Origin of the sequence: Micromonospora sp. LA-10 (genome assembly GCF_051853095.1) — a bacterium.
Taxonomy (GTDB): Bacteria; Actinomycetota; Actinomycetes; order Mycobacteriales; family Micromonosporaceae; genus Micromonospora; species Micromonospora echinospora_A.
On record NZ_CP195710.1, the window covers coordinates 5,548,709 to 5,562,174 of the forward strand.

Consider the following 13,466-nt stretch of genomic DNA (forward strand, 5'->3'; position numbering starts at 1 on the left):
ACATCATCGGTGAGTGGCGACGAACCACCGGGGCGGCTGTGCGGTCGGAACCGGACGACCGGGTAGGGTCTGACGCCGTGCCCGGCAATCCACGTCCCGCCACCGTGCTTCCCGTACGGCTCGGCGACCTCGCCGCCCGCGTGGCGGTGACCCCGCCGGAGGGGGCCGCCGAGGTGGCTGTCACCGGCGTGACCCACGCCAGCCAGGAGGTCCGCCCCGGCGACCTGTACGCGGCCCTGCCCGGCGCCCGGCGCCACGGCGCGGAGTTCGCCGCCGCCGCCGCCGAGGCGGGCGCGGTGGCGCTGCTCACCGACCCGGCCGGCGTGGCGCTGGCCGCCGGCACGGACCTGCCCGTGCTCGTCGTCGACGACCCGCGCGAGGCGCTCGGCGAGGTGGCCGCGACGGTCTACGGCGACCCGACCGCCGGGCTGACCGTGATCGGCGTGACCGGCACCGCCGGCAAGACGTCCACCAGCTACCTGGTCGAGTCCGGGCTGCGCGCCGCCGGGCGCGTCACCGGCCTGATCGGCACCGTGGAGACCCGCCTCGGCGACCTGGTGATCGACAGCGTCCGGACCACCCCGGAGGCCACCGACCTGCACGCCATGCTCGCGGTGGCCCGCGAGCACGGGGTGGACACCGTGGTCATGGAGGTGTCCAGCCACGCCCTCGCCATGGGCCGGGTCGGCGGGGTCCGGTTCGACGTCGGCGGCTACACCAACTTCGGCTCCGACCACCTGGACTTCCACGCCGACGAGGCCGACTACTTCGCGGCCAAGGCGAAGCTGTTCGACGGCCGCTGCCGGGTCGAGGTGCTCAACCACGACGACCCGGCGCTGCGCCCGCTGCACAAGCCGGGCACCGTCACCTACTCGGCGGCCGGCGACCCGGCCGCGACCTGGTGGGCCGACGGGGTCGACGGCGAGGGGTACGCGCAGCGCTTCACGCTGCACGGGCCGGACGGGCTCACGCTGCCCACCGGCGTGGCGCTGCCCGGCCGGCACAACGTGGCGAACGCGCTGCTGGCCGTCGCGCTCCTGGTCGCCGTCGGGGTAGACGCGCAGACCGCGGCGCGAGGCGTGGCCGCCTGCGGTGGCGTGCCCGGCCGGCTGGAACTGGTCAGCGGCGACGCCCCGGTACGCGGGGTGGTCGACTACGCGCACAAGGCCAACGCGATCGAGGCGGTGCTGACCGCGCTGCGCGACCTGACCGGCGGCCGGCTGATCTGCGTGCTCGGCGCCGGCGGCGACCGGGACCGGGGCAAGCGGCCGGTGATGGGCGGCGTGGCCGCGCGCGGCGCCGACGTGGTGCTGGTGACCGACGACAACCCGCGGACCGAGGAGCCGGCCGCGATCCGGGCCGAGGTGCTGGCCGGCGCGTACGCCGCCGCGACCCCGGCCCGCGTCATCGAGGTGCCCGGGCGGCGGGCGGCGATCGAGGAGGCGGTCCGGGTGGCCGAACCGGGTGACGTGGTGGCGGTGCTGGGCAAGGGCCAGGAACGCGGCCAGGAGATCGGCGGCGAGGTGCTGCCGTTCGACGACCGGGTGGAGTTGGCGGCGGCGCTGCGCGCCCGCTTCGGCGACCCGGTGGGTCAGCGGTGATCCCGCTGACGCTGGCCGAGGTGGCCGACGCCGTCGACGGCCGGCTGGCCGGCGCCGACCCGGACGCCCGGGTCACCGGGACCGTGGAGTTCGACTCCCGCAAGGTCACCCCGGGCGGGCTCTTCGTGGCGTTCCCGGGCGAGCGGGTGGACGGCCACGACTACGCGGCCGGCGCGATCTCCTCGGGCGCGGTGGCGGTGCTCGGCACCCGGGAGGTGCCGGGCGTGCCGATGGTGCTCGTCGGCGACGCGCTCGACGCGATGGGCCGGCTGGCCCGCGCCGTGGTCGACCGGCTGCCCGGGCTCACCGTGATCGGGCTGACCGGCTCGTCCGGCAAGACCACCACCAAGGACCTGATCGCTCAGCTCGCGGTGCGGCTCGGCCCGACAGTGGCCCCGCCCGGCTCGTTCAACAACGAGCTGGGACACCCGTACACGGCGCTGCAGGCCACCCCGGAGACCCGTTACCTGGTGATGGAGAAGGGCGCCCGCGGGGTGGGGCACGTCCGCTACCTGTGCGAGGTCGTGCCGCCCCGGATCTCGGTGGTGCTCAACGTCGGCGTGGCGCACCTGGGCGAGTTCGGCTCGGTGGAGACCATCGCGCTCGCCAAGGGGGAACTGGTCGAGGCGCTGCCCTCCGACGGGCTGGCGGTGCTCAACGCCGACGACCCGCGGGTCGACGCGATGTCGGCGCGTACCCGGGCCCGGGTGGTGCGCTACGGCGAGTCGGAGCGCGCCGACGTGCGCGCCGTGGACGTGACGCTCGACGGCCGGGGCCGGCCGTCGTACACCCTGGTCACCCCGGAGGGGAGCGCGCTGGTGCGGCTCGGGCTGACCGGCCGGCACCAGGTCTCCAACTCGCTCGCCGCGGCGGCGGTCGGCCGGGAGCTGGGCCTCGCGCTGCCCGACCTGGCGGCGGCGCTGAACGAGCTGGGCCTGGTCTCCACCCGGCGGATGGACGTCTTCGAGCGTCCCGACGGGGTGACCGTGATCGACGACTCGTACAACGCGAACCCGGCCTCCACCGGCGTGGCGCTGCGGGCGTTGGCCAGCATGCGCGGCGAGGGGCGTACGGTCGCGGTGCTCGGCTACATGGCAGAGCTGGGCGACTTCGAACGGGAGGGGCATCAGCAGGTCGGCCGGCTCGCGGCCGAACTGGGAGTGGACCGGCTGCTCGTGGTGGGCGAGCCGGCGGCGCCGATCCACGAGGGCGCGACAGCGGTAGGCAATTGGGGAGGAGAGTCGGTGCTGCTCACCGATCAGGCGGCGGCCGTCGAGGTGCTGCGGAGCGAGCTGCGTCCGGGAGACGTGGTGCTGGTGAAGGGCTCCCGGTACCGGACCTGGGAGGTGGCCGACGCGCTGCGCGCGGACGCCCGGGAGGGTGCGACGGAGGGCGGCGCCGCATGAGGGCGGTCATCGTCGCCATCGGCGTCGCGTTCCTGATCTCGCTGTTCGGCACCCCGATCGCGATCAAGGTGTTCACCCGGCTCAAGGCCGGGCAGCCGATCCGGGCCGAGGGCCCGGCCATGCACCAGGGCAAGAAGGGCACGCCGACGATGGGCGGCGTGGTCTTCATCCTGGCCACAGTCATCGCGTACGTCGCCGGGCACCTGGCCCTGACCACGCTGCCGGACGCGCAGATCGCGCAGGTCGAGCCGACCATCACGGCGCTGGTGCTGCTGGGGCTGATGGTGTTCTCCGGCGCGGTCGGCTTCATCGACGACTTCCTGAAGGTGCGCAAGCGGCACAGCGGCGGCCTCAACAAGCGGGGCAAGCTGGCCGGGCAGATCCTGGTCGGCGCGGTCTTCGGCGTGGTCGCGCTCTACTTCCCGTCGAGCATGACCGACGCCGGCGGAAACGCGACGAACACCGAGACGGTGGCCAGCACCACGCTGAGCTTCATCCGGGACATCCCGGCGCTGGAGATCGGCAAGATCGGCTCGGTGATCGTCATCATCATGGTGGTGATGGCGGCCACCAACGGCGTCAACCTCACCGACGGCCTGGACGGCCTGGCCACCGGCGCCTCGGTGATGGTGCTCGCGGCGTACGCGCTGATCGCGTTCTGGCAGTACCGGCACTGGTGCGCCGACCCGAACTACACCGAGGCGTACTGCTACACGGTGCGCGACCCGCTGGAGATCGCGCTGATCGCCGGCGCGGCGGCCGGCGCGTGCGTGGGCTTCCTGTGGTGGAACACCTCCCCGGCGCGGATCTTCATGGGCGACACCGGCGCGCTCGGGCTCGGCGGGCTGATCGCCGGCATGGCGATGTCCACCCGCACGATCCTGCTGCTGCCGATCCTGGGCGGCCTGTTCGTGATCGTCACCATGTCCGTGGTCATCCAGATCATCTCGTTCCGCACCACCGGCAAGCGCGTGTTCCGGATGTCGCCGTTGCAGCACCACTTCGAGCTGGCCGGCTGGAGCGAGGTCAACATCGTGGTCCGGTTCTGGATCATCGCCGGCATCGGCGTGGCCATCGCGCTGGGCCTGTTCTACAGCGAGTTCCTCGCCGCGGTGAGCTGACGCCCCCGCGGTGTAAGGAAGGGCCCCTTATTAACAGACGTCTGTTAATAAGGGGCCCTTCCTTCAGATCCGACACGCCGACCGGGCGGTTGCGCCACGGGCGGGCGGGCCGAGCGGCAATGATGGGCCTGTGGGGGAGGGACGAGACAACCAGGTGACCACCGACCCGCCGGCCCGCCGTGCCCCGGCGGCCACGCCTCCGGCCGACCCGCCCGCGGCGCGCTGGGATCCGGCCGGTGGCCTGGCCGCGCTGCGCGGCCTGCTGGCGCGGCCGCTTGCGTCGTACTACCTGCTGCTGTCCAGCGCCGGCCTGCTGCTGCTGATCGGCCTCACCATGGTCTTCTCCGCCACGAGCGTGAAGGACTTCGCCGAGGGCGGCGACGCGTCCGCGTCGCTGACCAAGCAGGCCGTGTTCGCGGTGATCGGCATCGGCGCGTTCTGGGCCTGCCAGCGGCTGCCCGCGCGCACCTTCCGGGCGGTGAGCCGCCCCGCGCTCGGCGTGGCGGTGGCGCTGCTGCTCACGCTCAACCTGTTCGTCGCGCTGAACTCGCTGTTCGGGGTGACGTCGATCGGGCCGCTGCGGGCCGAACTCCTCTCGCTGTCCCTCGGCCCGATCTCGCTGCAACCGGTCGAGGTGGCGAAGTTCGCGCTGGTGCTGTGGGCGGCGCACGTGCTGGCCCGCAAGGGCGCGGCGCTGGGCTGGTGGAAGGAACTGGCCACGCCGCTGTTCCCGGTGGTCGGCCTGCTGTTCGTCCTGGTCGGCTTCAACGACCTGGGCAGCATGCTGTGCCTGCTCGCGCTCGTGGTCGGGCTGCTCTGGGCGGCCGGCGTGCGGACCCGGGTCTTCGCCGCGCTCACCGCGATCGGTCTGGCCGGCATCGGCCTGCTGGTGGCCGCGGCCTCGCTCGGCGCCGGCTCCGGCTCCCGGGGCGCCGACAACTACCGGCTCGGCCGCCTCACCATGTGGCTCGACCCGCCGTCGCCGCGGACCTGCTTCGAGCAGGAGCTGCCGAACTGCTACCAGCTCGTGCAGGCCCGCTACGCGATCGGCAACGGCGGCTGGTTCGGCGTCGGCCTGGGCCAGAGCTCACTGAAGTGGAACTGGCTGCCCGAGGCACACAACGACTTCATCTTCGCCATCGTCGCCGAGGAACTGGGCGTGGTCGGCTGCACCGTGATCCTGGTGCTGTTCGCCGTGCTCGCGTACACCGGCATGCGCATCGCCCGCCGGGTCGAGGACCCGTTCCGCCGGCTCGCCGCCGCGGGCGTGACCGCCTGGCTGGTCGGCCAGGCCGTCATCAACATCGGTGGCGTGACCGGGCTGCTGCCGCTGACCGGCGTACCGCTGCCGTTCATCTCCGACGGCGGCAGCGCCCTCGTGGTGACGCTGGCCGCGATCGGCATGCTCGCCTCGTTCGCCCGCGCCGAGCCGGACGCGGCGCGAGCGCTGCATGCCCGTCCGCCCGCCCGATGGGTCCGACTAGTGTGGGCCCCGTTGCCGCCGCTTCCCGGCCGGCGCCGCCGACCGGCGCCGCCTCCGGCCGACCGAGGGTCCGTGCCCCGGTCCCGGCAGCGGCGGCAGGACGACCAGGCCGCGCCCCGCGGCGCCCGGTCCGACCGGGCGCGCGCCGGCGCGGCGAGCGAGAGGAGACGCTGATGGGTCCGCTGCGTTCGGTGGTGCTCTGCGGAGGGGGTACGGGCGGGCACATCTACCCGCTGCTCGCCTTCGCCGACTGCCTGCGCCGACACGACCCGAGCGTCCGGATCACCTGTCTGGGCACACCCAAGGGGCTGGAGAACGAGCTGATCCCGCCGGCCGGCTACGACCTGCGGCAGATCCCGGCGTACCAGCTGCCCCGGTCGGTGAACATGAGCCTGGTGCGTACCCCGGACCGGATGTGGAAGGCGGCCCGCGCCGCGGGCAAGGTGATCGACGAGGTCCAGGCCGACGCCGTGGTCGGCTTCGGCGGGTACGTCTCGGTGCCCGGTTACCTGGCCGCGTGGCGGCGGGAGCTGCCGATCGTCATCCACGAGGTGAACGTGCCGCCGGGCGTGGCGAACCGGCTCGGGATGAAGTTCACCAAGAACGTCGCGGTGGGCTTCCCGCACCAGCCGGCCCAGGCCGAGGCGCTGCGCGACGCCCGGGTGGTCGGGGTGCCGCTGCGCCGGGGCATCGCCGGGCTGGACCGGGCGGCCCTGCGTGACGCCGCCCGCGCCCACTTCGGACTCCGTCCCGACCTGCCGGTGCTCTTCGTCGCCGGCGGCTCGCAGGGCGCCCGCTCGATCAACCTGGCCGTCTCCGGCGCGGCGAAGGAGCTGGCCCGCAACGGCGTGCAGGTGCTGCACGTCATCGGCGCCCGCAACGAGCCGGTCTCGGTGCCCACCGACCTGCCGGTGCCGTACGTCACGCTGCCCTACCTGTCCGAGATGGAGCTGGGGTACGCCGCCGCCGACCTGATGCTGGCCCGGGGCGGCGCGATGACCTGCGCCGAGGTGGCCGCGATCGGCCTGCCCACCATCTACGTGCCCTACCCGCACAGCAACCAGGAGCAGAAGCGCAACGCGCTGCCGGTGGTGGAGGCGGGCGGCGGCCTGCTGGTCGACGACGCCGAGATGACCCCGGCGTGGCTGGAGCGCACGGTGATCCCGCTGATCCGGGACCCGCAGCGGCTGTACGCGATGGGCGCCGCCGCGGCCGGTTACGGCCGCCGGGACGGCGACGTGGCGCTGCTGAACTTCGTCTACGAGGCGGTGGCCCGCTGATGCGGGGCGCCGTGACGGGAAGGTACGTCTGATGAACACCGCGCAGTTCACCCCCGCCGGCACCATGACCGCGGAGGACCTGGGCCGGATCCACCTGATCGGCGTGGGTGGGGTCGGGATGGCCGGGCTGGCCCGGCTGTTCCTCACCCGTGGCCTGCCGGTCTCCGGCAGCGAGCTGCGGGAGTGGCCGTCGCTGGCGGGCCTGCGGGCGCTCGGTGGCACCATCCACTCCACCCACGAGGCGTCCAACCTCGACGGGGTGGACACCGTCGTCTACTCCTCGGCGATCCCGCAGGACCACCTGGAGATGGTGGAGGCGCGCCGGCGGGGCCTGCGGGTGCTGCACCGGTCCGAGGCGCTCGCCGCGGCGATGACCGGCCGCCGCACGGTGGCGGTGGCGGGCACCCACGGCAAGACCTCCACCACCTCGATGGTCACCATGGTGCTCCAGCAGGCCGGCACCGATCCGTCCTTCGTGATCGGCGGTGAGATCTCCGAGGTCGGCTCCGGCGCGCACCACGGCACCGGCGAGCACTTCGTGGTCGAGGCGGACGAGAGCGACCGCTCCTTCCTCATCTACCGCCCGTTCGTGTCGATCATCACGAACATCGAGGCGGACCACCTCAACACCTACGGCGACCTGGCCACGCTGGAGGCGGCGTTCGCCGAGTTCGCGCGGCTCACCGACCCGGCCGGCTTCGTGGTCACCTGCGCCGACGACCCGGGCGGGCGGCGGCTGGCCGACACGCTGCGCGCCGAGGGCCGCCGGGTCTGGACGTACGGCGAGTCCGCCGACGCGGACCTGCGGATGAGCGAGGTGGTCTCCTCCGCGCACGGCGTGCGCTACCAGGCCGAGATCGAGGGCCGGGCGTTCGGCGAGTTCCGGCTGCCCGTACCGGGGCGGCACATGGCGCTCAACAGCGCCGCCGCGGTGCTCGCCGCGTACCTGCTGGAGCTGCCGGTCCCGGCGGCGGAGGCCGCGCTCGGCGCGTTCCCCGGCGTGCGGCGGCGCTTCGAGCGCAAGGGCGTGGCCGACGGCGTGCTGGTCTACGACGAGTACGCCTACCACCCGACCTCGATGACGCTGGCCCTGCAGACGCTGCGTGAGGTGGCCGGCGACGGCCGCCTGATCGTGGTGTTCCAGCCGTACCGGCTCTACCGCACCCGCGACAACCATGCGGAGATCGCCGCCGCGCTCGGCATCGCCGACGAGGTGGTGCTGCTGGAGGTGTTCGGCCCCGGCGAGGAGCGCCGCCCCGGTGAGGGCTCGGCCGCGCTGATCCAGGACGTGCCGCTGCCGGCCGAGCGCAAGGTGTTCGTCGAGGCGTGGGACGACGTGCCGGCCGAGGTGGCCCGCCGGGCCCGGGCCGGCGACGTGGTGGTGACCATGGGCGCGCCGCCGATCTCGCTGATGGGCGACCAGTTGCTCGACGCCCTGCTGGCCCGCTCCGGCGGCGCCACGCAGCTCGGCGCCGGCGTCGGCCCGGACGGCGCGGCGGCCACCGCCGGATGAGTCCCGGCCCGGCCCGCGGCCGTACCCCCGGCCCGGACGGCGGGGGTGGCCGGCGCAGCCCGGCGCGGCGCTGGCAGCTCGTGCGGGCCAATACGGACGCCGTGCCGCCGTCCACCCGCCGGTTCATGGCCCGGGCCCGGCAGCGGCGGATGCGCGCCGCGCTGCCCTGGGCGGTGGCGGCCGCGGTGCTGACCGTCGCGGGCCTGGTGGCGTGGACGGTGCTGGGCACCGGCCTGTTCGGCGTGCGCGAGGTGCGGGTGGTCGGCGCGCGGCTGGTCACCCCGGTGCAGATCCGCGACGCGGCGGCGGTGCGGGACGACGAGCCGCTGGCCCGGGTGGACCTGGCCGCCACCGCGCGCCGGGTGGGCACGCTGCCGCCGGTGGAGAGCGCCACTGTGGAGCGGGAGTGGCCGGGCACGCTGGTGATCCGGGTGCAGGAGCGCACGCCGGTGGCGGCGGTGCCGCAGGGCGACGGCTTCGTGGTGGTGGACGGCTCGGGTGTGGTCTTCCAGCGCCTGGACCGGGCGCCGGACAGGCTGCCGCTGGTCAAGGTGGCCCGGCCCGGCCCCGACGACCCGGGTACGCGGGCCGGCCTGGCGGTGCTCGCCGCGCTGGGGGAGAAGCTGCGCGCGGAGCTGGTCGCGGTGGACGTGGCCGGGCTGGCCCGGATCACGTTGCAGCTGCGCGGCGAGCGTCAGGTCTTCTGGGGCGACGCCTCCCGGGGGGCGGACAAGTCCACCGTGGCGACCGCGTTGCTGAGCCGTAAGGCGGACCGGATCGACGTCAGCGCGCCGGACGTGGTCACGTTCGAGTGACCCGCGGCTCAGCGACCGGGCGCTGTGTCCCCGATCGCTCGGTCGGCGACACGCCGGAACAGGTCCTTGGCTCCTGGCGCGGCGGCGCATACGTTGCCCCGAAGAGATCAGTGGTTGACATAACCTTAAGCCTCTAGTAGAGGGTGAGGGTTCAGCCGTCGGAGGCCGCGAGGGACGTGTCCGGCCGCTGATCCGGCCAAGCCGTGTGGGGTCGGCCCATGCCAATCTCGAAGGGAAAGGACCGGAGATGACACCTCCGCACAACTACCTGGCGGTCATCAAGGTCGTCGGCATCGGGGGCGGCGGCGTCAACGCCGTCAACCGGATGATCGAGGTTGGGCTCAAGGGCGTCGAGTTCATCGCGATCAACACCGACGCGCAGGCGTTGCTGATGAGCGACGCCGACGTCAAGCTCGACGTGGGCCGGGAGCTGACCCGGGGACTTGGCGCGGGCGCCAACCCGGACGTCGGCAAGAACGCCGCCGAGGACCACCGCGACGAGATCGAAGAGGTCCTCAAGGGCGCCGACATGGTGTTCGTGACCTGCGGCGAGGGCGGCGGCACCGGCACCGGCGGCGCCCCGGTCGTGGCGAACATCGCCCGTAAGCTCGGCGCGCTCACCATCGGCGTGGTCACCCGGCCGTTCTCGTTCGAGGGCAAGCGCCGGCAGGTCCAGGCCGAGGTGGGCATCGAGGAGCTGCGCAACCAGTGCGACACGCTCATCGTGATCCCGAACGACCGGCTGCTCGCGCTCGGCGACCGCAACATCTCCATGATGGACGCGTTCCGCACCGCGGACCAGGTGCTCCTCTCCGGCGTCCAGGGCATCACCGATCTGATCACCACGCCGGGTCTGATCAACCTGGACTTCGCCGACGTGAAGAGCGTGATGAGCGGCGCCGGCAGCGCGCTCATGGGCATCGGCAGCGCCCGGGGCGAGAACCGCGCCGTCGAGGCGGCCGAGGCGGCCATCTCCAGCCCGCTGCTGGAGCAGAGCATGGACGGCGCGCGCGGCGTGCTGCTCTCCATCGCCGGCGGGTCGGATCTCGGCCTGTTCGAGATCAACGACGCGGCGCAGCTGGTCACCGACGCGGCCCACCCGGACGCGAACATCATCTTCGGCGCGGTCATCGACGACGCGCTCGGCGACGAGGTGCGGGTCACCGTGATCGCGGCGGGCTTCGACGGCGGCACGCCCGCGTACAAGGCGGTCGAGCCGCCGCGCAAGAGCAACCAGAACCCGCCGGCGCAGCAGAACGCGCCGGTGAGCCCGCCGGCCACCATGCCGGCCCCGCAGCAGCCGTCGCGGCGGGTGCTCTTCGACGACGTCGACGTGCCCGACTTCCTCAAGAACGGGTCCTGAGTCGCGCCGATGACGGAGTCAGCAACGGCGGTGCGGCCCGAGCGCCGCGCCGAACTCGCGGCCGGCCTGGCCCGGGTCCGGGCCCGCATCGCCGACGCCTGCGCGGCGGCCGGGCGGCAGCGGGACGAGGTCACCCTGGTCGCGGTGACCAAGACGTACCCGGCGTCGGACGTGGTCGCGCTGGCCGGGCTGGGCGTGACCGACGTGGGGGAGAACCGGGACCAGGAGGCGGCCGGCAAGGCGGCGGCGGTGGCCGGGGCCGGGGAGTCGCCGCGCTGGCACTTCATCGGCCAGTTGCAGCGCAACAAGGCCCGGTCGGTGGTCCGGTACGCCGACGTGGTCCAGTCGGTGGACAGCGTGCGGCTGGCCGCCGCGCTGGACGCCGCCGGGGGCGCGGTCCGGGACCGGCCGCTGGACGTGCTGGTGCAGGTGAGCATCGACGGCGATCCGGCCCGGGGCGGGGCGCTGCCGGGCGATGCCGATCCGCAGCGGGGGCTCGACCCGGTGGCCGCGGCGGTGGCCGGCGCGGACGCGCTGCGGCTGGCCGGCCTGATGGCGGTGGCGCCGCTGGGCTGGGAACCGGACCGGGCGTTCGCCCGGCTGGCGGAGGTGGCGGCGCGTCTGCGGGCCGACCATCCGGGCGCCACGGTGCTGTCGGCGGGGATGAGCGGGGATCTGGAAAGCGCGATCGGGCACGGCGCGACACATGTCCGTGTCGGCAGCGCGTTGCTCGGAATGCGCCCTGCGCTGCGGTAGCCTCAGCACGACGGAAGCAAATTACATCAGTGTTGTTCAGGACGGCGTTCCCGTAGCCGGGGGCCGTGACGGGCGGACCGCGAACCGCACGTCAGGGGATTGCCGATCCGGTCCGGTGGGCATGATCGTCCACTCGTGATCAAGCGACACGGCACGGGGGCGCGTGCCGCACGGCGGACGGAAGGGCGCGGGGATGGGTGCACTGCGCAAGGCGGGGGTCTGGCTCGGTCTGGTCGAAGAGGACGACGAGCGGGCGTACGAGGACGGTGGCTACGACAAGGGTGGCTACCGGGACTCGTCGCGCTACCGGTCGAGCCGGTACGCCGAGGAGTTCGCCGACGAGGACGACGACGAGGCCGAGGAGCCGCCGGCGACGCGGTCCCGCCTCAGCGACCGGGGCCGGCTGTCCGAGCGCGCCTCCAGCCGGTCGGTCGACACCGACCGGGGCGACGTGGAGCGCCCGGAGCGGGCCGAGCGGTCCAGCGTCCGGTCGATCACCCGGTCCTCCTCCGGCGAGACCTCGGGCGCGCTGACCTACCACACGCGGGACAATCTCGCGCTCGCGCCGCAGGCCCAGCCGCGCGAGCGGGCGGTGGCTCCGGAGGACGAGCAGCGCTACCAGATCACCACGCTGCACCCGACCACGTACCGCGAGGCACGGACCATCGGCGAGCATTTCCGCGACGGCGTACCGGTCATCATCAATCTCACCGAGATGGACGAGGCGGACGCCCGTCGTCTTGTCGACTTCGCCGCCGGGCTCGCGTTCGGCCTGCGCGGTACGATCGAGCGCGTGACCAACCGGGTGTTCCTGCTCTCACCGGCCAACGTCCAGGTCACCGCGGAGGACAAGGCCAAGATCGCTGAGGGCGGCTTCTTCAGCCTGAGCTGATCCACATGACCGAGGGACGTCGCCTGCCGTGTTGTCGATCCTGTTCCAGGTGCTCTACCTGCTGCTGTACATCTTCCTAATTGTCCTTTTGGCGCGATTTGTTATGGGGGCGGTGCTGGCCTATGGTCGCCGCTGGCAACCGGGCCGGGGAGCGTCGGCGGGACTGGAAGTCGTGTGGAGCGTCACTGATCCGCCCCTGCGAGCGTTGAGGCGTGTGATCCCGCCACTGCGAATTGGTACCGTGAGCATCGACCTGGCCTCCCTTGTGCTCCTGGTTATCCTGTTCGTGCTGATGGAGTTCGTGTTTAGGCGCCTGATCTTCGCGTTTGCCTGACCAGAGCGCTTTCGCGGCCGCAACTGACCCGAGGAGTTTCGATGCCGCTGACCCCGGCCGACGTTCACAACGTCGCCTTCAAAAAGCCGCCGATCGGCAAGCGGGGGTATGACGAGGAGGAGGTCGACGCCTTCCTGGACGAGGTCGAGCGCGAGCTGGCCCGTCTGATCGAGGAGAACAACGAGCTGCGCGCCCAGGTGGAGCGCGGCGGTCGGGGTGGCGCTCCCGCCGGCCCCGGCGGTGACGCCCGCCTCGCGGCGGAGCTCAACGACGTCAAGGCCCAGCTCGACCGGGTGCAGCGCGACAAGGCGGCCGCCGAGCAGGCGGCCCGCGCGATGCAGGCCGAGCTGGAGCAGGTACGCACGCAGGGCGGCCCGGCCGGGGTGACCGGGGACGGCGAGCAGCAGGCGCTGCGGGTGCTCATGATGGCCCAGCGCACCGCCGACGACCACGTCTCCGACGCCCGTCGCGAGGCCGACCAGCTGCTCTCCGAGGCCCGTTCCAAGGCCGAGGAGGTCACCCGGGAGGCGCGCGCCAAGGCTGACGCCCTGGAGCGGGACGCCCGCCAGCGGCACCAGGAGGCCATGGGCGGCCTGGACGCCAAGCGCACCGCGCTGCAGAAGCACATCGAGGAGCTCAAGCAGTTCGAGCGCGAGTACCGCACCCGGCTCAAGGCGTACCTGGAGAGCCAGCTGCGTGACCTCGACGGTCGCGGCCAGGGCCTCGAGGTCGAGATGAACCGCGCCGAGGGCACCCGTGCCGCCGGCAGCAACGGTCTCGCCGCGGCCGGCCTCGCCGGCTCCTACGGCGGTGGCCGCGCGGGCTCGCTCGAGTCCGGCCGCTGATCCCGCGTCGGTGGCCGTCCCCGTGACGGCCACCGACCGCCCAGACCGACACGACGC

Annotated in this window: 12 protein-coding genes; all 12 read left to right on the forward strand. The window is 73.4% G+C overall.

The features are described 5' to 3' along the window. Positions 1-38 precede the first annotated feature (38 nt). The 12 genes from ACSDG8_RS26190 to ACSDG8_RS26245 all read left to right on the forward strand — a co-directional run bounded on the left by ACSDG8_RS26190 (position 39) and on the right by ACSDG8_RS26245 (position 13,409). Positions 39-1,601 carry a UDP-N-acetylmuramoyl-L-alanyl-D-glutamate--2,6-diaminopimelate ligase gene (locus ACSDG8_RS26190; RefSeq protein ID WP_210897317.1) on the forward strand — a complete coding sequence of 521 codons (1,563 nt, stop codon included), beginning with the start codon at positions 39-41 and terminating at the stop codon, positions 1,599-1,601. Next, on the forward strand, positions 1,598-3,007 hold the full coding sequence (locus ACSDG8_RS26195) for a UDP-N-acetylmuramoyl-tripeptide--D-alanyl-D-alanine ligase (protein WP_210897319.1): 1,410 nt from the start codon (positions 1,598-1,600) through the stop codon (positions 3,005-3,007). The genes ACSDG8_RS26190 and ACSDG8_RS26195 overlap by 4 nt, the downstream gene beginning before the upstream one ends. After that, positions 3,004-4,128: a phospho-N-acetylmuramoyl-pentapeptide-transferase gene (gene mraY, locus ACSDG8_RS26200; RefSeq protein WP_210897321.1), complete on the forward strand. Its 1,125-nt coding sequence runs from the start codon at positions 3,004-3,006 to the stop codon at positions 4,126-4,128. The genes ACSDG8_RS26195 and mraY overlap by 4 nt, the downstream gene beginning before the upstream one ends. Positions 4,129-4,369: 241 nt before the next feature. Further along, the gene (locus ACSDG8_RS26205; RefSeq protein ID WP_210897501.1) at positions 4,370-5,785 is read left to right on the forward strand and encodes an FtsW/RodA/SpoVE family cell cycle protein; all 1,416 of its coding nucleotides are present in this window, start codon (positions 4,370-4,372) and stop codon (positions 5,783-5,785) included. Then, positions 5,785-6,891, forward strand: coding sequence for an undecaprenyldiphospho-muramoylpentapeptide beta-N-acetylglucosaminyltransferase (gene murG, locus ACSDG8_RS26210; protein WP_013475787.1), 1,107 nt, complete (start codon positions 5,785-5,787; stop codon positions 6,889-6,891). Before ACSDG8_RS26205 ends, murG begins: the two co-directional genes overlap by 1 nt. Before the next feature lie 31 nt (positions 6,892-6,922). After that, positions 6,923-8,404, forward strand: a complete 1,482-nt coding sequence (murC, locus tag ACSDG8_RS26215) for a UDP-N-acetylmuramate--L-alanine ligase (RefSeq protein ID WP_210943217.1) — start codon at positions 6,923-6,925, stop codon at positions 8,402-8,404. Further along, positions 8,401-9,219 (forward strand): cell division protein FtsQ/DivIB, encoded by an 819-nt coding sequence (locus tag ACSDG8_RS26220; RefSeq protein ID WP_210897325.1) that lies wholly within the window; start codon positions 8,401-8,403, stop codon positions 9,217-9,219. The genes murC and ACSDG8_RS26220 overlap by 4 nt, the downstream gene beginning before the upstream one ends. A gap of 247 nt (positions 9,220-9,466) precedes the next feature. Then, a complete protein-coding gene (gene ftsZ / locus ACSDG8_RS26225; RefSeq protein ID WP_210897327.1) occupies positions 9,467-10,582 on the forward strand; it encodes a cell division protein FtsZ in 1,116 nt (371 codons plus the stop codon). A gap of 9 nt (positions 10,583-10,591) precedes the next feature. Continuing rightward, the gene (locus tag ACSDG8_RS26230; RefSeq protein ID WP_210897329.1) at positions 10,592-11,338 is read left to right on the forward strand and encodes a YggS family pyridoxal phosphate-dependent enzyme; all 747 of its coding nucleotides are present in this window, start codon (positions 10,592-10,594) and stop codon (positions 11,336-11,338) included. A 193-nt stretch (positions 11,339-11,531) separates the two neighbouring features. Continuing rightward, positions 11,532-12,230 carry a cell division protein SepF gene (locus ACSDG8_RS26235; protein ID WP_210897332.1) on the forward strand — a complete coding sequence of 233 codons (699 nt, stop codon included), beginning with the start codon at positions 11,532-11,534 and terminating at the stop codon, positions 12,228-12,230. A gap of 28 nt (positions 12,231-12,258) precedes the next feature. Further along, the gene (locus tag ACSDG8_RS26240) at positions 12,259-12,564 is read left to right on the forward strand and encodes a YggT family protein (protein ID WP_030500249.1); all 306 of its coding nucleotides are present in this window, start codon (positions 12,259-12,261) and stop codon (positions 12,562-12,564) included. Positions 12,565-12,605: 41 nt separating this feature from the next. After that, on the forward strand, positions 12,606-13,409 hold the full coding sequence (locus ACSDG8_RS26245) for a DivIVA domain-containing protein (protein WP_013287595.1): 804 nt from the start codon (positions 12,606-12,608) through the stop codon (positions 13,407-13,409). Positions 13,410-13,466: the final 57 nt, after the last annotated feature.